An 18413-nucleotide genomic window follows, 5' to 3' on the forward strand; every position below is an offset into this window, starting at 1 on the left:
GGCAATGAGATGATCGTTACCGTTCCTAGCTTACCGCTGACAGGTCCGGCAATAAAAGGTCGAGCGGCCGCTTTGCACGATGCGCTCAATATGGCCGCGGCAACCCGGCTTCGGGCATGGCTCTCCCTCGCGGTCATAGACCGCGAAGGAATGCTGGAAATAGCCGAGCGATCCGTCGGCCTGGACATAGTCGCGCAGCGAGGAGCCGCCGGCGGCGATCGCATCGGCGATCACCGAACGGATCGCCCCGGCGAGGCGTTCGCTTTGCTCTTTCGCCTTCTTGGCCGCCCCGGCGATGGTGCCGGCTTCGCGCAGCGGCGAGAGCCCGGCGCGCCACAGCGCTTCCGAGACATATATATTGCCGAGCCCGGCGATCAGCCGCTGGTCGAGCAGCGCCGCCTTGAGCGGCGACCTACGATCCTTCAGCAGTGAGGCGAGCAGGGGGCCGTCGAGCGCGTTGCCCGTTGGCTCGATGCCGAGCCCCGCCAGCATCGGATGTGTGTCCGGCGGCCCTTCGGCAAAAAGCATGAAGCCGAAGCGGCGCGGATCGTTGAAGATGACGCGCGATCGCTTGCCCGTTGTCGAGGCGACGTCGAACAAGACATGGTCATGCGCCGTGCTTTTCGAGCGCTCGTGATAGAAGGTACCAGGTATGTCGCTGCTCCCGGCTGCCTCGACCCGGAACGATCCCGACATGCCGAGATGACAGATGAGAACCGGGCCGTTTTCGATATGCATCGTCAGGTATTTGGCGCGCCGGCCAAGTGCCGTCACGGTCTTACCGGCAAGCCGCTCCGAAAAGCGCTCGGGGAAAGGAAAGCGAAGGTCGGGCCTGCGTGCCTCTACGTTGACGAGCCTCGCCCCTTCCAGAACCGGCTGCAGTCCGCGCCGGACCGTCTCGACTTCAGGCAGCTCAGGCATGGCCGCCTATCGTTGCGAGGAAGGATGTTCCATGGCGACCGGTCGCCAGGCCGAGGTGATCGGCGACGGTTTCGCCGATATCGGCGAAGGTCGGCCTGAGCCCAATGTCGCCGCCCTTCAGCCCCGGCCCGATGCCGATCACCGGAACGCGTTCGCGCGTATGGTCGGTGCCGGGCCAGGTCGGATCGTTGCCATGGTCGGCGGTGAGGATCAGAAGGTCTCCCGGCCCGATGCGCGACAGCGCCTCCGGCAGCCGGCGGTCGAAGGCTTCGAGCGCCGCGGCATAGCCGGCGACATCGCGCCGGTGGCCGAACTCGGTGTCGAAATCGACGAAATTGGCAAAGACCAAGTCGCCGTCGCGGGCGTCGTCCACGGCGCCGAGGGCCTTGTCGAACATCGCCATGTTGCCGCCGGCCTTGCGCACTTCCGAAATGCCGCGATGAGCGAAGATGTCGCCGATCTTCCCGACGGCGATGACCTTGCTGCCGCGCCCGGTCAGCCGGTCGAGCAGGGTCGGCTCCGGCGGCGGCACTGCATAGTCGCGGCGATTGTGGGTGCGCTGGAACGTGGCGGGCGTCTCGCCCACGAACGGCCGCGCGATCACGCGCCCGATCTTGAGCGGATCGACCAGCCGGCGCACCGTGAGGCAAAGCTCATAAAGCCGCTCCAGGCCGAAATGCGTTTCATGCGCGGCGATCTGCAACACGGAGTCCACCGAGGTGTAGCAGATCGGCTTGCCGGTACGGATATGCTCTTCGCCGAGCCGCTCTATGATCGCGGTTCCGGGCGCATGGCAATTGCCGAGGATGCCAGGCAGCTTGCCTTCGCGGACGATCGCGTCGGTCAGCTCGGCCGGGAAGGCCGGCACCGTATCGGGAAAATAGCCCCAATCGAAACGCACCGGCAGGCCGGCGATCTCCCAGTGGCCGGAGGGCGTATCCTTGCCGCTCGACACTTCCTGGGCGGCGCCATGGAACGCCGAGGCAACCAGCGGCGCGTCGATGCCGAGTCCCGTCGCGGTTCGCGCCGCCAGGCCAAGCCCGAGCGACATCATGTTGGGCACCGCGAGCGGTCCGCTGCGCAGCCCTTGCCTGTCGGCGCGGCCGTCGGCGCAGGCCTTGACGATATGTCCGAACGTGTCGGCGCCGGCATCGCCATAGCGTTCGGCGTCGGCCGCGCCGCCGATGCCGAAAGAATCGAGAACAAACAGGAACGCGCGCGCCATGAGTATCTTTATTGTCAGTCCTGACAACCAGACATAAGGTTCCCCGGCGGTGTTGGCAAATCGGAAACCAAACCGCAACGGCTTGGCGCCATGGTTGCGGCGAGACGCGGATGCGGCGGGAGCGAAGCATATATGGCAAGGCGCGGCAAAACCGCGGCAAAGCAGGCCGTGAAAATGTGCGCCGCCGCTCTCGCGGCGTTCGGCGTTGCCTCCTGGCCGGCCCGCGCCGACTGGCGTGACGACATCGGCACATTCCGCATCGGCATCGTCGCTGAATCGGGCGGCGGCAACACCGTTCCCGGGCTCGCGCGCTTGACCGACGCCTATGCCAATGCGCTCGGCATGAAGGTCGAGTTCGTCGTTGCGCGCGACTACGCGGCGCTGATCGAGGCGCAGGCGAGCGGACGCGTGCAATACGCGGTCTATTCGGCTCTCGCCTATGCCACGGCTTCGGAGCGCTGCGGCTGTGTCGAACCTCTGGTGGCGCCGGTGGATGCCGACGGCGCCGTCGGCATTCGTTCCGTCCTGGTGACGCGCGACGGTAAGCTTTCGGACCTCGCCGCCATGGCTGCGCACCGAATCGCGATCGCGCCGGCCGAGAATGTCGGCGGCGCGTTGCTGCCGCTGGCGGCGCTCTCGGCCGAAGGCGTCAAGATCGCGCGGGATTCGCCCTTCCTGGAGCGTGCCGCCTCGGCCACCGCGGCCGAGACGATGCTGGCCGGCGGCGAGGCGGACGCGCTGTTCGGCTGGGAGCCGGCCGCTGCGGACGGCCAGCCCAGCCATTCCGACGGCACGGTCGCGCGGCTGGAGGCGGCCGGCATCCCTGAGGCGTCGCTTCGCGTGTTGTGGACCTCGGGCCTTTTGCGCTACGGCCCGCACGCCGTCCGCAGCGATCTCGACCCCGAGCCAAAGCGCCGGCTGACGGTCTTCCTGACCAATCTCAAGTCACAGACGCCCGATGTGTACGACCTGCTGGAGCGGGCGCATTCCGGCGGTTTTGCGCCGGCCGAGCAGAAGGATTATGCCATGGCGGTGGCGATCGTGCGGCAGGATAGGGCGGGGCAGGAATAGCGCGTCAGCAGTCGCTGCAAGGAATAGTCGGGCTCCGGCGAGGCCTCAGATAGTAGGTTTCGCTCATCGATATGTTGCTGAAAGCCGAGGTCAGCCCGAGCCCCTGCGAATTGCTTGCGGACCAGGTGATGATGGGTTTGTAGCCGAGGTCGCTCTCAACGCGGACCAGGAAGGTGTTGCGGATTTTCAGCGTCGCTGGCACGGTGGTGATCGAGTTCACGGCCGCGTCGGCGCTGTGGGTGGTGCCCACCAGCTTGCGCGACCAGGCAACCTGCACCTGGGGCGACGCTTCGTCCGTGATCTGTATTCCTGTGATGATGATCGTCGGCAACGAACGGTTGTAAGGCTGCAGCGTCGATGTGCCGATCTTCATGATGGCATCGAGGTTGGCCTTCTGGACGGTCTGCTGCTGCGTGACGAGATCCGCGACCATGCTGCCGATGCGGCCGACCTTCTTGCTGGTCTCGATGGCCTGCGAGGCCTCCATCGTGATGAAATACATGATGAGCAGCACCGGCACGATGAACGCGAACTCGATCGCCGCGACGCCGCGGCGATCGCGGCAAAACCGCTCCACCTTCGGCGAAATCCCCCTGAGTGCCCCCGCACTATGCATATCGTCCTCCACGCCGCGGCTTTAGCCGTCGAGCAGCCTCAATTGTCGTCGAATGGCTCGTTCTGCCAGGTCACCGATGCGAAATGCAGCGTGTTGCCGTCCTTCAGATTGGCCATCGACTTGGCCAGGAAATCGGTCATCACTGGCCATTTGTAGAACACCCGCAACATGTTGATGGACTCCGCCAGTCCCGGCGAGACCGTGAAGGTCATCGAGTTGGTGCCTTGCACCAGCACGATGTCGCCGTCGACGATCTTGAAGCCCGCCGTGGCGGCGTCGGCGAAACTCGGATACTCGCGCAAATCGACGAGCAATCCCGGGCAATCCTTGGCCACCATGATCTCTAGCTTACTGCAGATCAGCTGCTTGATGGAGGCTTCGGTGACGTTCGTCCTCTGCAACTGCCCGGTTCGCAGCTGGCGAGCAACATCGTCGGTGGCGTTGGCCATCACCTCCTGGCCGGCGAACGAAATGCAGCTCTCGAGGATGGCGAAGACGAGAAGCGCGAACGGTATGGCCAGCATCGCGAATTCCATCGCCGTGCTGCCGCGCCTGTCGCTGAAAAAGCCGGGCCGCGGTCTGGAGCGCACCTCGCTGTCCGTGCCGTTGCCGGATGTGGCATCCTTGCTCATATCGCGTTCCTGCCGATCCCCTTGCGGTACCGGCGGTAAGGTTAGCGAAAACCCATTGAGTTCCGGTTTGGATGATCGTTAAATTCGCCTGGCAAGCTTTAAGCTGTCTTTAATGCCCGTGGGGTTCGCCCCTCGCAGGGCTCAGTGCCCGGCGCTGATTTCGGCTTCGGAAGCCTTCTCGGCCTCGCTCTTGAACGCGCTCTCGCAATAGGGCGTGCAGGACATGGTCTGGACTTCGGCGCGTCTGTAGATGCGTACGGAGGAGGCGGCCTGTCGCACGACCGTCACCTGCTCATCGATGATCGGGCTGCCGTCGGAATCGAGCACGACCATATTGGTGACGCCAAAGCCCTTGCCGGTGAGAACGATGGTCGAGGCGTCCTGCACCGAGGCGTCGGCGATCGCGGGATTGCCGATCACGACCGTGTCGGCGGCGCGCGACAATTTGACGATCTTCGCCTGGTTCATGGTGACTTCTATGCCGGCGCCGGCGCTCGCCGGCATCACCAAGGCGGCAGTTGCCAGCAGCGCGGCGACTGGAAACAGCGATTTCGACAATGTCATTGAAGCGCTCCCGCAGGCAGATTCTTCAACGGAACATGAACGAGATTGGTGAAGCAACGGTTAAGCCGGGCTTGGCATGATTAAGGATCGGCTTGCATATGCGTCGTGAGTCGAGCGCGCTTGCTGTTTTAATAATATCGCAAAAGCGCCGGTTTCCCGGGAACCGAGCTCCCTGACGATGTTTAGGCCACGGTTAACCAAGCAGCGCGTTCACCCCCGGAAAGGAATCGGTAAGGCTGTTTATTAAGCCGATTGAAACGGCTTCTCCCTAGATTTGCAGCATCCGATCAACCGCAAAGAGAAGTTGACGGAAGTGCTGTAACACGTGGAGTAGGAGCTCTCGAATGTCTAATCTCGTTGCACGTTTCGTGAAGGACGAATCCGGCGCAACCGCCATCGAATACGGTCTGATCGCCGCTCTCATCGCGCTCGCCATCATGGTCGGCGCTACCCAGCTCGGCGGCGCGCTGAACGCCAAGTTCGCCAACATCGCGGGCACGCTCAACGGCGCCACGGCTCCGTAACGAGATCGCGCTGTCGCGTCTTTATCGACCGCAAGAAAAAGGGCCGCCAGCTGGTGGCCCTTTTTCTTGCGGTCGGCCGATTTTGATCGGCCCGCCTCATCGATCGTTAATCCAGCGCACCTAGTATGCCGCCGGAACTGCCATGAGCGCGCCGTAACCGATGCTTCAAGCCGTTATCTTCGTCGTCTTTCCCTTCTGCATGCTGTTCGCTGCGGTCTCGGACACCTTGTCGATGACGATCGCCAACCGTGTTCCCGTGTTGTTGGTGGCGACATTCGCGCTTGTCGCGCCGCTCACCGGTATGGACTGGGCAACCTATGGCTGGCATTTCGCTGCCGGCGCCCTCGTACTTGCGGTGACGTTCGGCCTTTTTGCGCTCGGCGGCATGGGCGGCGGCGACGCCAAGCTTCTGGCCGCGACCGCTCTATGGATGGGCCTCAACATCAACCTGGTCGGCTATCTGGTGACGTCGGCTTTCATCGGCGGCCTGCTTACATTGGCAATACTTGCTTACCGGAAATCGCCGCTCCCCATGTACACCGGCCACAACCGGTTTCTGCGCCATTTCGCGGACGAGAGCGTCGGCATCCCATATGGCATCGCCCTGGGCGCGGGTGGACTGATCACCTTCCCGGATTCGCCGCTGATGGTCTGGGCACTGCAGAGGCTCACGTCATAGACTTGGGCGGCATTGATGTCGCGACCCCCAAGCGCCCCGCACCCTTTTGTTGATCGCAAGGCGGCCCACGCCGCCTTTTTTGTTAACGGCGGGCAGTTCCATCCAATTTGAGTAAACCTTAAATTAATCACGATCGTAAGCATTGCATTAACCTTGTTTTGACGATTGGAGCTGCAAAGTCCGGCCTGGCGAGATGGTTTGCCTTGAGGCGAAGGGTTTCGGACGAATGCCAGCATCCCGATTGATTATTCTGGGCGTGGCTGCGGTCGCGGCGGGTAGCGCGGGCTATGTGGCGAAGAACATGGTCGCGGCGCCGCCGCCTCAGGTCGTCGTCGATGCGCCCAAACAGCCGGCGATCGCGCTGCAGGATGTGCTGGTGCTTTCCGGCGACGTGCCGATGGGCAGCCAGCTCGGCACCAACATCAGCTGGGAAGAATGGCCGGCCGACGGCGTCAACGCCAATTTCATCACGCGCGCCGCCGAGCCTGACGCGATCGAAAAGCTCAAGGGCTCGGTCGCGCGGGTCGCCATGTATACGGGCGAACCTTTGCGGCGCTCCAAGCTGGTCGGCGAGGGGCAGAGCTTCATGTCGTCGATCCTGCCTTCCGGCATGCGCGCCGTCGCGACCGCGATATCGGCCGACACGTCCGCCGGCGGCTTCATCCTGCCCAACGACTTCGTCGACGTCATCATGACCCGCCGCGCCGACACCGGCAATGGCGGCAGCGGCTTCAACACCGAGACGATCCTCAAGAACATCCGCGTGCTGGCCATCGACCAGACCATCCAGGAAGACGAGGAAGGCAAGAAGACCAGGGTCGGCCAGACCGCGACCCTGGAGCTGACGCCGCAGCAGGCGGAGATCATCACGGTGGCGCAGCAGATGGCGGACCGCCTGACGCTCGCGCTGCGCCCGATCACCGACATCCATGAAAAGATTACGGACGAAGCCGACTACCTGGTCAACGGCAATGGCCGGCGCGGAACGGTGCGCCTGATCAAGTCAGGCGAGGTTTCCGAGGTGGGAGCAAGGAAATGAGGCTGAACGGTAAACTGCTGCCCTTCCTGGCCGCTGCGGCGATCGGCTTTTTCCTCGTCGGCACCAGCGCTCCGGGAATGGTTGAAGCCAAGGCCGCGAGCGCCGGCGTGTCGGCTTCCATCGCCACGCAGCGCGTCAAGCTCGGCCTCAACAAATCCGTTGTCATCGACTTGCCGAGCGACGCCTATGATATCCTTGTCGCCAATCCGGCGGTTGCCGATGCCGTGACCCGCACGGCGCGGCGCATCTACCTGTTCGGCAAGGCGGTCGGCGAGACCAACATCTTTGTGTTCGGTCCCAATGGCGAGCAGATCGTCAGCCTGGATCTGGCCGTCGAGCGCGACGTCGCCGGGCTGGAAGACTATCTGAAGCGCTTCATTCCGACCTCGCAGATCAAGGTCGAGCTGCTCAACGACAACGTCGTCCTGACGGGTACTGTCGACACGCCCCTCGATTCCAAGCGCGCCGTCGACCTGGCAACCATCTTCGTGTCCGGCGGTGAAGCGACGACGGGTCAATATTCGCAGACCGCCGCCGGCGGCTCGGTCAATGGCGGCGTCGACATCAACAACCCCGACCAGGAGCGCCGGACCTCGAAGATCGTCAACCTGTTGCAGATCATCGGCGACGACCAGGTGACGCTCAAGGTTACCGTCGCGGAAGTCAGCCGCTCGGTGATGAAGCAGCTCGGCGTCAACATGGTGGGCAACGGCGGCAGCAACGGGATAACCTTTGGCTCCACCGTCGACACCTATCCCGGCCTCGGCAAGCCATTGTCCAGTTCAGGCTTCGACTTCGCAAGTTCGTCTCTGCAAGGCACCATCACCGCCATGGAACAATCTGGCGTCATGAAGACGCTGGCGGAGCCGACACTGACCGCCGTTTCGGGCGAAAAGGCAACGTTCAAGGTCGGTGGCGAATACAATATGGTGAGCTCCGTCACCAGCAATAAATCGACTGACAATCAGACCGGCGAAAGGACCTGGACGGCAGACAAGGTCGAATACGGCATCGGGTTGGAGTTCCAGCCGGTGGTGTTGTCTGCCGGCCGCATCAGCCTGAAGGTAAGAACCGCGGTTTCAGAGCCAACGACGGAAGGCTCGTTTGCCTTGGGCGACACGAATATCATCTCGCTGCGCAAACGCCTGGCGGATACGACTGTGGAATTGCCATCCGGCGGTTCGATGATGATCGCTGGTCTTGTCCGCGACGATGTCCGGCAGGCCGTCGACGGCTTACCCGGGCTAACAAAAATTCCGGTCCTCGGCACGCTTTTCCGCAGCCGCGACTTCGTCCGCAACGAAAGCGAGCTCGTCATCATCATCACGCCCTATCTGTCGCGGCCGGTGGCGCGCAACGACCTGGCGAAGCCGGATGACAATTTCAGTCCTGCGAGCGACGGGGCCGCCATGTTCCTCGGCCGTGTCAACCGCGTCTACGGCACCATGCAGACCGACAGGCCAGCCGGCCGCTACCACGGCGTCGTGGGGTTCATCTACAAATGAGTGGGAATGCGGATATGTCCAAGTCAGCATCGAAGGTCATGACGGTCCGGACAGCATCCGGGATCGCACGGGTCCGTCGGCAGATGGTCCCGGCGCTGGCGGTCATGCTCGCCGCGTCGCTCGCAGGCTGCGCCAACCGCGACAGCATCACGGTAGGATCAATTCCGGACGATTACCGCACGAACCATCCAATCGTGATCGCCGAGAAGAACCAGAAGATCGACCTGCCCGTCGGCGCTGGCGATCGCGGCATGACCGGCGCGCAGCGCGACGCGCTGCTCGGCTTTCTCGACGGCTACGACAAGAGCGCCGCGCCGGCGTTGACGATCGCGATGCCGGCCGGGTCCGCCAACGAGGTCGCCGCACGTGCCGCCGGTCGCGACTTTGCCAGGCTCGCCATGGCGGCGGGCGTCAAACGCAGCCGGATCGTCATGACGTCCTATCAGTCGGCGGTGCCGGAAGCGTCCGCGCCGGTGCGCGTCGCCTTTGTCGCCGTGCGCGCCCAGACAGATAAATGCGGCCGTTGGCCCGATGATCTGACGGAGACGTCGGAAAACAAGCATTACGCCGACTTCGGCTGCTCCTATCAGAACAACCTCGCGGCCCAGGTGGCCAATCCCAACGATCTGATCGGGCCGCGCAAGCAGTCCGACATCGACGCGGAAAATCGTGGCGCGGTGATCGACGTCTATCGGAGCAGGGGCATCTCGGACGAGTTCCTCGGCAATTCGGAAGTGACCTACTGAGCCGCGCCGGGCGACGAAGAGAGCAGTCACGGAAAGAGCATGACGATGAGCAATCTTGCCTACGACACGCCCGCGGAAACCGGCGATCTTTCGCAGCAGGACATCGCCGCCATGCAGGCGTTGCGTCCCGTGCCGCGCATTTCGATCCAGGCCTTCTGCGAGACCGAGGGGGTCGCCAATCCTGTCGCGCGCGCCGGCGAGGATCGCCGGATGGCCAAGGCCCATCTCAAGGTCCACATGGGCGGAATCCCGACCGCGATCGAGTTCTATCAGTCGGCGCCGACACCGAACCTGATCCTGCTGGAATCGCGCAGCGAACCGCAGCAACTGCTCGAGCAACTCGGCCAGCTCGCCGAATATTGCGATCCGTCCTCCAAGGTTGTGGTCATCGGCCACTACAATGATGTCGGGCTCTACCGCGAGCTCATCCGTTCGGGCATTTCCGAATATGTCATAGCGCCGGTCTCGATGACCGACATCGTCAGCGTCGTGTCATCGATCTTCGTCGATCCTGAGTCGGAGCCGATCGGCCGCTCGATCGCCTTCATTGGCGCCAAAGGCGGCGTCGGCTCCTCGACCATCGCTCACAATGTCGCCTGGGCGATGTCCTCCCTGTTCAAATCCGAGGTCGTCATCGCCGATCTCGACCTCGCCTTCGGCACCGCCAACATCAATTTCGACCAGGATCCGGCGCAAGGCATCGCCGAGGCGGTGTTTTCGCCCGAGCGGGTCGACGAGGTCTATCTCGACCGTCTGCTCGCGCAATGCGCCGAGCATCTGTCGCTGCTCGCAGCTCCCTCCACGCTCGAGCGCGTTTATGACTTCGACGCCGAGGCCTTCTCGCAGGTCATCGAGACGGCGCAGCGCAGCGCGCCTCTTTTGGTCCTCGACCTCCCTCACGTCTGGAGCGGCTGGACGAAGAGCACGCTGATCAGGGCGGACGAGATCGTCATCACGGCCACGCCCGAGCTCGCAAATCTTCGCAACACCAAGAACATGGTGGACATGCTGAAGCGGTTGCGTCCGAACGATCCCCCGCCGAAGCTGATCATCAACCAGGCCGGCGTTCCGAAGCGGCCCGAGATCGCGGCTTCCGATTTCGCTGAACCGCTCGGCATCACGCCGGTGGCCGTGATCAACTTCGAACCGCTGCTGTTCGGCAATGCCGCCAACAATGGCCGCATGCTCTCCGAGATGGACGCCAAGAGTCCGGTCGTCGCGACCATCAATGAGATAGCGCATGTGCTGACTGGGCGCAGCGAAATCAAGACAAGGAAGAAGGCAGGCCTGGGCTCGATCCTCGGCAAGCTCTCGCGCAACAAGAAGTGACGCTGATTGAGCGGCATCGGGTAGTCGATCATGTTTGGTAAAAGAGGCAAAGACGATGGCAGCCGGGCAACGCCCGAATTCCGTCCGCCGGCATCCGCTCTCGCCGCCGCTCCGATCGCGACGATAACGGCTGAACGGCCGGTCGTGCCGCCGTCCAGCACGCCGGCCGCGCCGGCCGCGCGTCGCCCCGTCGAGGCGCCGCCGATGGCGCCGGAGCCGCCACGAAGGGTCCAGCGCGAACGCTCGGAGACCTATTACGACACCAAGAGCCAGGTTTTCTCCGCGCTCATCGACACGATCGATCTGTCGCAGCTCGCCAAGCTCGATCCCGAGAGCGCGCGCGAGGAAATCCGCGACATCGTCAACGACATCATCGCGATCAAGAATTTCGCCATGTCGATTGCCGAGCAGGAAGAGCTGCTCGAGGACATCTGCAACGACGTTCTGGGCTACGGGCCGCTGGAGCCGTTGCTTGCCCGCGACGATATCGCCGACATCATGGTCAACGGCTCCAAGAACGTCTACATCGAAGTCAATGGCAGGGTCGAACAGACCGGCGTGCGCTTCCGCGACAACCAGCAGCTGCTTAACATCTGCCAGCGCATCGTCAGCCAGGTCGGCCGCCGCGTCGACGAATCGAGCCCGATCTGCGACGCGCGCCTGCCCGACGGCTCGCGCGTCAACGTCATTGCGCCGCCGCTGTCGATCGACGGCACCGCGCTTACCATCCGCAAATTCAAGAAGGACAAGCTGACGCTTGATCAGCTGGTGAAGTTCGGCGCCATCTCGCCGCAAGGCGCGGAAATCCTCAAGATCATCGGCCGCGTCCGCTGCAATGTCGTCATTTCGGGCGGCACCGGCTCCGGCAAGACGACGCTGCTCAACTGCCTGACCAACTATATCGACCGCGAGGAGCGCGTCATCACCTGCGAGGATTCGGCGGAACTGCAGCTGCAGCAGCCGCATGTGGTCCGTCTCGAAACCCGGCCGCCCAATCTCGAGGGCGAGGGCGAGGTGACCATGCGCGACCTGGTCAAGAACTGCCTGCGCATGCGGCCCGAGCGGATCATCGTCGGCGAAGTGCGCGGACCGGAAGTGTTCGATCTGCTGCAGGCGATGAACACCGGCCATGACGGCTCGATGGGAACGATCCACTCGAACAGCCCGCGCGAATGCCTCAACCGTATCGAATCGATGATCGCCATGGGCGGCTACTCGCTGCCGCAGCGCACGGTGCGCGAGATCGTCGTCGGCTCGATCGACGTGATCATCCAGGCGGCTCGCCTGCGCGACGGCTCGCGCCGCATCACCCACATCACCGAGGTGGTCGGCATGGAGGGCGATGTCATCATCACCCAGGATCTTGTCCTCTACAACATCAAGGGCGAGGACTCGAGCGGCCGGCTGGTCGGCGAGCACGTGTCGACGGGCATCGGCCGCCCGCATTTCTGGGACCGCGCCCGCTATTACGGCGAGGAGCAGCGCCTCGCCAACGCGCTCGAGGCGATGGAGAAACGCGCTGACTGATTTGTCTGGAGGTGTAGGGGCAGCGGTCGATGTTCGGAATTGACGCCACCGTCCTGGCTTTCGTCGTGCTCGCCGGCTTCAGCGCCGGCGCGGTGGCCTATGCCTTCCTGTTCACGCGCATCGACAACGAGAAGCAGGCCGGCAAGCGGCTTCAGACCATCAAGACGGCCGAAACCGACCGGTCCGTGGTGAAAGCCACGCGCGACCGCGCCGCGGAGGCGGTCAAGCGGCGCAAAAGTCTTCAGGATTCGCTCAAGCAGCTCGACGAGAAGCAGAAGACCAACGACCAAAACGTCAGGAAGCCGCCGCTGAAGGTTCAGATCCGCCAGGCCGGCATGCAGGTTCCGATCGAGCGCTTCTACATGTATTCGGCTGTGTGTGGCGTTGTGCTCACGGGCCTTCTCTTTTTCGTCGGCGCGCCTTTGTGGGCTCTGCCCGGCGCCCTGCTGGTGGGCGGCCTCGGTCTGCCGCGCTGGTTCGTGTCGTTTCGCCGTACGCGCCGCGTCAAGGCCTTCCTCGAAGAATTCCCGAACGCGCTCGACATCATCGTGCGCGCGGTCAAGTCCGGCCTGCCGCTCAACGATGCGATCCGCCTGATCGCCAACGAGTCGCCTGAACCGGTCCGGTCCGAGTTCCGCCGCATCGTCGATTCCCAGCAGATGGGCATGTCCGTGCCCGACGCCGCCATGCGCATGTCCGAAACCATGCCATGCACCGAAGCCGGCTTCTTCGGCATCGTCATCCAGATCCAGTCGCAGGCCGGCGGCAACCTGTCCGAGGCGCTGGGCAACCTTTCGCGCGTCCTGCGCGACCGCAAGAAGATGAAAGCCAAGGTGGCGGCGCTTTCGATGGAAGCCAAGGCTTCCGCCGTCATCATCGGCGCCTTGCCCTTCGTCGTCGCCTTCCTCGTCTATCTGTCGAGCCCGAACTACATCATGCCGCTGTTCACCACCAATGTCGGCAACCTGATCCTCGGCTGTTCGGGTGTGTGGATGTCGATCGGCATCCTGGTGATGCGCAAGATGATGAATTTCGAAGTGTAGGGGCGCGGATCCAGTGACAGAGCAGGTCGTCAAAACGCTCACCGATCCTTCTTTCCTGATCGCGATGCTGGTCGGCATTGCCGTTTTTGCGACCATCTTCACGCTCATGCCGGCATTCGGCGGCACGTCGCTCAAGTCGCGCATGAAGAGCGTGGCGCTCGAACGCGACAAATTGCGCGCCGAGCAGCGTGCGCGGCTGGCCAGCGAGGCCGACCGCCGCCGCAAGGGCCTGCGTGAGGAACAGTCGATCGGCATGCGCAACATCGTCGACCGCCTCGATCTGAGGCGTGCGCTTGCCGATGAAAGCACGATCCAGAAGCTCAAGGTCGCGGGCTTCCGCGGCCAGAACCCGCTGACGCGTTTCCTCTTCTTCCGCCTTGTCCTGCCATTCGTCGGTTTTGCCTTGGCGGCCATCTATCTGTTCGTGCTCGGCGGCCTGCCGCAGCAGCCGGCTTTCATCAAGCTGTTCGTCTGTGTCGTTGTCGCCTATGGCGGCTTCTACGCGCCGATCCTCTACGTCAACAACCGCGCGACCAAGCGCAAGCAGTCGATCCAGCTGGCCTGGCCGGACGCGCTCGACCTGATGCTGATCTGCGTGGAATCCGGCATGTCGGTGGAAGCGGCCTTGCGCAGGGTTGCCGACGAAGTCGGCGCGCAGTCGGTGCCGCTTGCCGAGGAATTCGTGCTCACCAATGCCGAGCTGTCCTATCTTCAGGACCGCAAGATCGCCTATGAGAACCTGGCAAGCCGCACCGGCCTGGAATCGGTGAAGTCGGTGTCGCAGGCCCTGGTCCAGGCCGAACGCTACGGCACGCCGGTGGCGCACGCGTTGCGCGTGCTCGCCTCGGAAAGCCGCGACATGCGCATGAACGCGGCCGAAAAGAAAGCCGCGGCCCTTCCGCCGAAGCTTACCGTACCGATGATCCTGTTTTTCCTGCCGGTTCTGTTCGCCATCATTCTTGGGCCGGCCGGCATCCAGGTCAGCCAGCGCGGCATCTTCGGCGACCAGCACAGCTCCTCGGGCCAGTAAAGCAATTCCGGGAAAAGTGCCGAGCGGTTAGTCTAGGCTCGGCGACTTCGCCGTAGCCTTCCGTTCGCATCAAGCAAAAAGCCGCGCGAGGTCCCGCGTGGCTTTTCAACTTCAGCGGTGCTTTGACGATGCCCGCGGTCAGTTCGTGGCGACTTTCGCCTTGCCCTTGTCCTGATCCTTCAACTGGCTCCAGGCGTTCTGCTGGGCGAGCATCTGCCGCAGATAGGCGATGTTGGCCTGCGCCTGCTCGGGCGACAGTTCCTGCGAGGCGATCTTCTCGGCCTCGTCGAAGCGGCCCTGCAGCCCGACGACCAGCGCGAGGTTCTGCCGTACCCTGCTGTCGGCGCCAGGCTGCTGCGCGGCCGAGCGCATATAGGTCTCCGCCGTGCGCAGGTCGCCTTCGAGCACATAGGACATGCCGAGATTGGACAGCACCGAAGGTTCGTTCGGCTTCAGTTCCAGCGCCTTGCGATAGTCCTGCCGCGCTTCGTCCTTCTGACCCATCTGGTCGAGAATGGCGGCTTCCGCCGACACCAGCTTCCAGTCCGGATATTCGGGCGTCTGCGCGCGCCGCACCGCATCGAGGGCCGGCTCGAACTGGCCGTTGGCGGCAAGCGCCTTGCCATAGGCTGCAAGCACGTCGCGATCTTTGGGATAGGCGATCGCCAGCTTGCGCATCACCGCCAGCGACTGGTCGGCGTCGCCGTCCATCTGCAGCGCCGCCGCGAAATTCATCGCCAGTCGCTTGTCGTTCGGATTGCGGGCGTAGGATTGGCCGAGCCTGGACGTGGCCGTCCGCAATTCGCTGGCCGACATCGTTTCCAGCGGCCTGCTGTCGGAGCGGGAGATGGAGCCGGTGGTGAACTTGCTGGTGCTGCCGCAGCCTGCGGCGCTGGCCGCCAATGCCGCCATGAAGGCGGTAGTGATGAGACGCTTGGCTGTAAGGTTCAAGGCTGTGGTAGGCATCTGCGGCCCGGTCTCCATTCCTGTGCGGCCATTGGCTGGCCGTCTTCCCTCCCGCAGAAATATTCTGTTAACCCTAACGGAGCGTTAAGAAGCGCCGACTCAAGCTGTTCGGCCGGAGATCATCATATGCCTGTAGAACTCGTTGAGCAGAAGCCGGAAGCCGCCTTGCCTGTCTTTCTGGTGGCAAAGGACGCCCTTGAAGCCGCGGCGCTGCCCTCGGCCGCCGTCGCCTGGGCAAGAGCCAACGGTTTTTCAGGCGAGGCAGGGCGCACGCTGGTCCTGCCGCGCGAGGGCGGCAGCCTTGCCGGCGCATTGTTCGGCACCGGCGATGGCGAAAGCGTTCTTGCCCTCGGCGCGCTCGCAAGGTCGTTGCCGGGGGGCGATTGGCATTTCGCGTCGGCGATCGCGCAGCCTGATCTCGCCGCGCTCGCCCTGGTCCTCGGGGGCTACGTCTTCACCCGCTACGGCAAGAAACCCGGCAGAGCTTTGCGCTTTGCGCTTCCTGAGGGCGCCGACGCCGCGCATGTGCGCCGCGTCGCCGACAGCGTGTTCCTGACACGCGACCTCGTCAACACGCCGACCAGCGACCTGGGGCCGCTTGAACTGGAGGAAGCCACCCGGAAACTCGCGGCCGCCCATGGCGCCGATATCTCCGTGATCCATGGCGAAGATCTCCTCGCGCGGAACTTCCCTATGATCCATGCCGTGGGCCGGGCTTCGACCGGCGCGCCTCGGCTGATCGACATGATCTGGGGACCGGGCGATGCGCCGAAGGTGACGCTGGTCGGCAAGGGCGTCTGCTTCGACACCGGCGGCCTCGACATCAAGCCATCGGCCGGCATGCTTTTGATGAAGAAGGATATGGGCGGCGCCGCCAATGTGCTGGGCCTTGCTTCCATGATCATGGCGGCGAAATTGAATGTCCGGCTGCGCGTGCTGATCCCCGCCGTCGAGAATTCGATCGCCGGCAATGCCTTCCGGCCTGGCGATGTGTTGAGGAGCCGCAAGGGCATCACCGTCGAGATCGGCAACACCGACGCAGAAGGCAGGCTGATCCTGGCCGATGCGCTGGCGCTGGCCGATGAGGAGCAGCCCGCTTTGCTCATCGACATGGCAACGCTGACCGGTGCCGCGCGTGTCGCGCTGGGACCCGATCTGCCGCCTTTCTACACCAACGACGAAACGCTTGCCGCCGATCTGAGCGCGGCGTCCGTCAAGGTCGAGGACCCGCTGTGGCGTATGCCGCTGTGGCGTCCCTACGACGCGAAGCTTTCCTCGAAGATCGCCGACATCAACAATGTGACGACCGACGGTTTTGCCGGGTCGATCACGGCGGCACTTTTCCTCAAGCGCTTCGTCGAGAAGACCCGCAGCTGGGCGCATTTCGACATCTTCGCCTGGAACCCGGCCGATCGTCCCTACGGCCTGACCGGCGGCGAGGCGCAAGGCATCCGCGCGCTGGAGCAGGTCATCGCCGGACGTTTTGGAGCGTAGCGGCGAGACGCTGCCACTGAAACGGAACCGAAACAATTTGCCGGCATGCTTAGGCGATGTCGATCTCGATGCGCCCAAGCCAGGCCTTGCGACTGTGGCAGCAGGTGATGCTGGCCCAGGTGCGCGCTGGCGAGCCCGATCTCACCATGCGCCAGACGGCGATCCTGTTCACCATCTACCTCGATCCGCCGCCGCACACGGTGCGCGGGCTTGCAGCAAAACTCAATGTCACCAAGCCGGTCATCACCCGGGCGCTGGACACGATGGGCGCGCTGAAGCTGGTCTCGCGCCATCGCGATGAGTTCGACAAGCGCAATGTGCTGATCAGGCGCACGGTGGAAGGCGCGCTCTTTGTCGAGCGCTTCGGCGATGGTATCGTTGCCAGGGCGCATGCACTGCCAATCTGACCTCATTTGCTGACGACTGGATTATCGATTTGACCGCCAGGGATGCCCGCCTTCATGCCTTCCGCTCCGACCTTGCCGATGCGAGGCTGAAGGGGGAGGTCGCCGCCGACCGCTTCGTCACCGGCCGCCCGGCGCGGATCACGGCCGCTGTCGCCGATCTGCGCAAGGCGCCGCGCCCCGATGCTGGCGTCAACACGCAGATGCTCTTCGGCGACGACATGCTCGTCTTCGAGGACGCGGGAGGCTGGGCCTGGGTGCAGGCGGAGCGCGACGGCTATGTCGGCTATGTGGCCGACAATCTTCTTGGCGCGCGCAAACATGCGCCGACTCACATCGTCTCCGTGCCGCGCACTTTCCTCTATCCGGGACCGGATCTGCGCTTTCCGATCAGCGGACAGCTCTCGATGGGCTCGACCGTGACGGTGACCGGTTCTGCCGAAACGCGCGGCACGCATTACGCGCTGCTGCCGTCCGGCCAGGCGGTCATCGCCCGCCATTTGCGGCCGATCGCCGAGCTGGCCGAGGATTACGTCACGGTCGCGGAGAGCTTCCTCGGCACGCCCTATCTCTGGGGCGGTGTCTCGGGCTTCGGCATCGACTGCTCCGGCCTCGTGCAGTTGGCAATGCGCATGACGGGCAAGGATGTCCTGCGGGATTCCGATATGCAGGCAGCGTCGATCGGCACGCCGTTCGAACCGGCTGCGGACTATTCAGGTCTCCGACGTGGCGACCTCGTCTTCTGGAAAGGTCACGTCGCGATCATGACCGACGAAAAGAACATGATCCACGCCAACGGTCACACCATGCTGGTCTCGCGCGAGGGGCTGAAGGAAGCGGTCCAGCGCATCGGCTATCTCTATGGCGGCCCGACGGGTTTCAGGAGGCCGTAGCCCCAGCCTTTCCCTTCTCCCCTTGTGGGAGAAGGTGTCGCCGAAGGCGACGGATGAGGGGTGTTCCAGCGAATGCCGACGTCTCACTCCGCTGGAACACCCCTCATCCGTCTTGCCGCTTTGCGGCAATCCACCTTCTCCCACAAGGGAAGAAGGAAAAGGGACGTTGATCCCCTTTTGTTCCGATTTTCCTTGGCGATTGCCT

General features: G+C 63.7%; 19 protein-coding genes. 13 read left to right on the forward strand and 6 right to left on the reverse strand.

The window, feature by feature from the left end:
• Window positions 1-30: 30 nt before the first annotated feature.
• Together mutM and P9273_RS02170 are read right to left on the reverse strand one after the other, a co-directional pair.
• Window positions 31-921 (reverse strand): bifunctional DNA-formamidopyrimidine glycosylase/DNA-(apurinic or apyrimidinic site) lyase, encoded by an 891-nt coding sequence (gene mutM, locus P9273_RS02165; protein WP_278047411.1) that lies wholly within the window; start codon window positions 919-921, stop codon window positions 31-33.
• The gene (locus P9273_RS02170) at window positions 914-2146 is read right to left on the reverse strand and encodes a phosphopentomutase (protein WP_278047412.1); all 1233 of its coding nucleotides are present in this window, start codon (window positions 2144-2146) and stop codon (window positions 914-916) included. Before P9273_RS02170 ends, mutM begins: the two co-directional genes overlap by 8 nt.
• 174 nt (window positions 2147-2320) lie before the next feature.
• On the opposite strand from P9273_RS02170, the gene P9273_RS02175 reads away from it, so the two are divergent.
• Window positions 2321-3217, forward strand: coding sequence for a phosphate/phosphite/phosphonate ABC transporter substrate-binding protein (locus P9273_RS02175; protein ID WP_278047413.1), 897 nt, complete (start codon window positions 2321-2323; stop codon window positions 3215-3217).
• A gap of 4 nt (window positions 3218-3221) precedes the next feature.
• Here the strand turns inward: P9273_RS02175 and P9273_RS02180 are convergent, their stop codons facing one another.
• The 3 genes from P9273_RS02180 to P9273_RS02190 all read right to left on the reverse strand — a co-directional run bounded on the left by P9273_RS02180 (window position 3222) and on the right by P9273_RS02190 (window position 5029).
• Window positions 3222-3833: a TadE/TadG family type IV pilus assembly protein gene (locus tag P9273_RS02180; RefSeq protein ID WP_278047414.1), complete on the reverse strand. Its 612-nt coding sequence runs from the start codon at window positions 3831-3833 to the stop codon at window positions 3222-3224.
• A 38-nt stretch (window positions 3834-3871) separates the two neighbouring features.
• Entirely contained in the window at window positions 3872-4465 is a 594-nt protein-coding gene (locus tag P9273_RS02185) for a TadE/TadG family type IV pilus assembly protein (protein ID WP_278047415.1), read from the reverse strand.
• Window positions 4466-4606: 141 nt separating this feature from the next.
• Window positions 4607-5029 (reverse strand): pilus assembly protein N-terminal domain-containing protein, encoded by a 423-nt coding sequence (locus P9273_RS02190; protein WP_278047416.1) that lies wholly within the window; start codon window positions 5027-5029, stop codon window positions 4607-4609.
• 344 nt (window positions 5030-5373) lie between these two features.
• Between P9273_RS02190 and P9273_RS02195 the strand changes: the two genes are divergently transcribed.
• The 9 genes from P9273_RS02195 (at window position 5374) to P9273_RS02235 (ending at window position 14451) form a co-directional block, all read left to right on the forward strand.
• Entirely contained in the window at window positions 5374-5553 is a 180-nt protein-coding gene (locus tag P9273_RS02195) for a Flp family type IVb pilin (RefSeq protein ID WP_278047417.1), read from the forward strand.
• A gap of 160 nt (window positions 5554-5713) precedes the next feature.
• Window positions 5714-6232, forward strand: a complete 519-nt coding sequence (locus tag P9273_RS02200; protein WP_278047418.1) for an A24 family peptidase — start codon at window positions 5714-5716, stop codon at window positions 6230-6232.
• Between the two features lie 226 nt (window positions 6233-6458).
• Window positions 6459-7271 carry a Flp pilus assembly protein CpaB gene (cpaB, locus tag P9273_RS02205; protein ID WP_278047419.1) on the forward strand — a complete coding sequence of 271 codons (813 nt, stop codon included), beginning with the start codon at window positions 6459-6461 and terminating at the stop codon, window positions 7269-7271.
• Window positions 7268-8776 (forward strand): type II and III secretion system protein family protein, encoded by a 1509-nt coding sequence (locus tag P9273_RS02210; RefSeq protein WP_278047420.1) that lies wholly within the window; start codon window positions 7268-7270, stop codon window positions 8774-8776. The genes cpaB and P9273_RS02210 overlap by 4 nt, the downstream gene beginning before the upstream one ends.
• Window positions 8777-8790: 14 nt before the next feature.
• Window positions 8791-9522 (forward strand): CpaD family pilus assembly protein, encoded by a 732-nt coding sequence (locus tag P9273_RS02215; RefSeq protein ID WP_278047421.1) that lies wholly within the window; start codon window positions 8791-8793, stop codon window positions 9520-9522.
• A gap of 45 nt (window positions 9523-9567) precedes the next feature.
• Entirely contained in the window at window positions 9568-10851 is a 1284-nt protein-coding gene (locus tag P9273_RS02220) for an AAA family ATPase (protein WP_278047784.1), read from the forward strand.
• A 30-nt stretch (window positions 10852-10881) separates the two neighbouring features.
• Window positions 10882-12378 carry a CpaF family protein gene (locus P9273_RS02225; protein ID WP_278047422.1) on the forward strand — a complete coding sequence of 499 codons (1497 nt, stop codon included), beginning with the start codon at window positions 10882-10884 and terminating at the stop codon, window positions 12376-12378.
• Between the two features lie 29 nt (window positions 12379-12407).
• Window positions 12408-13421: a type II secretion system F family protein gene (locus tag P9273_RS02230; protein ID WP_278047423.1), complete on the forward strand. Its 1014-nt coding sequence runs from the start codon at window positions 12408-12410 to the stop codon at window positions 13419-13421.
• Window positions 13422-13434: 13 nt separating this feature from the next.
• Window positions 13435-14451, forward strand: coding sequence for a type II secretion system F family protein (locus tag P9273_RS02235; RefSeq protein ID WP_278047424.1), 1017 nt, complete (start codon window positions 13435-13437; stop codon window positions 14449-14451).
• 138 nt (window positions 14452-14589) lie between these two features.
• Here the strand turns inward: P9273_RS02235 and P9273_RS02240 are convergent, their stop codons facing one another.
• Complete coding sequence (locus P9273_RS02240; protein ID WP_278047425.1) at window positions 14590-15417, reverse strand: tetratricopeptide repeat protein; 828 nt, start codon at window positions 15415-15417, stop codon at window positions 14590-14592.
• A gap of 126 nt (window positions 15418-15543) precedes the next feature.
• Between P9273_RS02240 and P9273_RS02245 the strand changes: the two genes are divergently transcribed.
• From P9273_RS02245 to P9273_RS02255, 3 genes are read left to right on the forward strand one after another with little or no spacing between them, the layout of a single operon-like run.
• Window positions 15544-16911 carry a leucyl aminopeptidase family protein gene (locus tag P9273_RS02245; RefSeq protein ID WP_278047426.1) on the forward strand — a complete coding sequence of 456 codons (1368 nt, stop codon included), beginning with the start codon at window positions 15544-15546 and terminating at the stop codon, window positions 16909-16911.
• 56 nt (window positions 16912-16967) lie between these two features.
• Window positions 16968-17318: a MarR family winged helix-turn-helix transcriptional regulator gene (locus P9273_RS02250; protein ID WP_278047427.1), complete on the forward strand. Its 351-nt coding sequence runs from the start codon at window positions 16968-16970 to the stop codon at window positions 17316-17318.
• A gap of 29 nt (window positions 17319-17347) precedes the next feature.
• Entirely contained in the window at window positions 17348-18208 is an 861-nt protein-coding gene (locus P9273_RS02255; RefSeq protein ID WP_278047428.1) for a C40 family peptidase, read from the forward strand.
• Window positions 18209-18413 lie beyond the last annotated feature (205 nt).

It is taken from the genome of Mesorhizobium sp. WSM4935 (assembly GCF_029625735.1).
Taxonomy (GTDB): domain Bacteria; phylum Pseudomonadota; class Alphaproteobacteria; order Rhizobiales; family Rhizobiaceae; genus Mesorhizobium.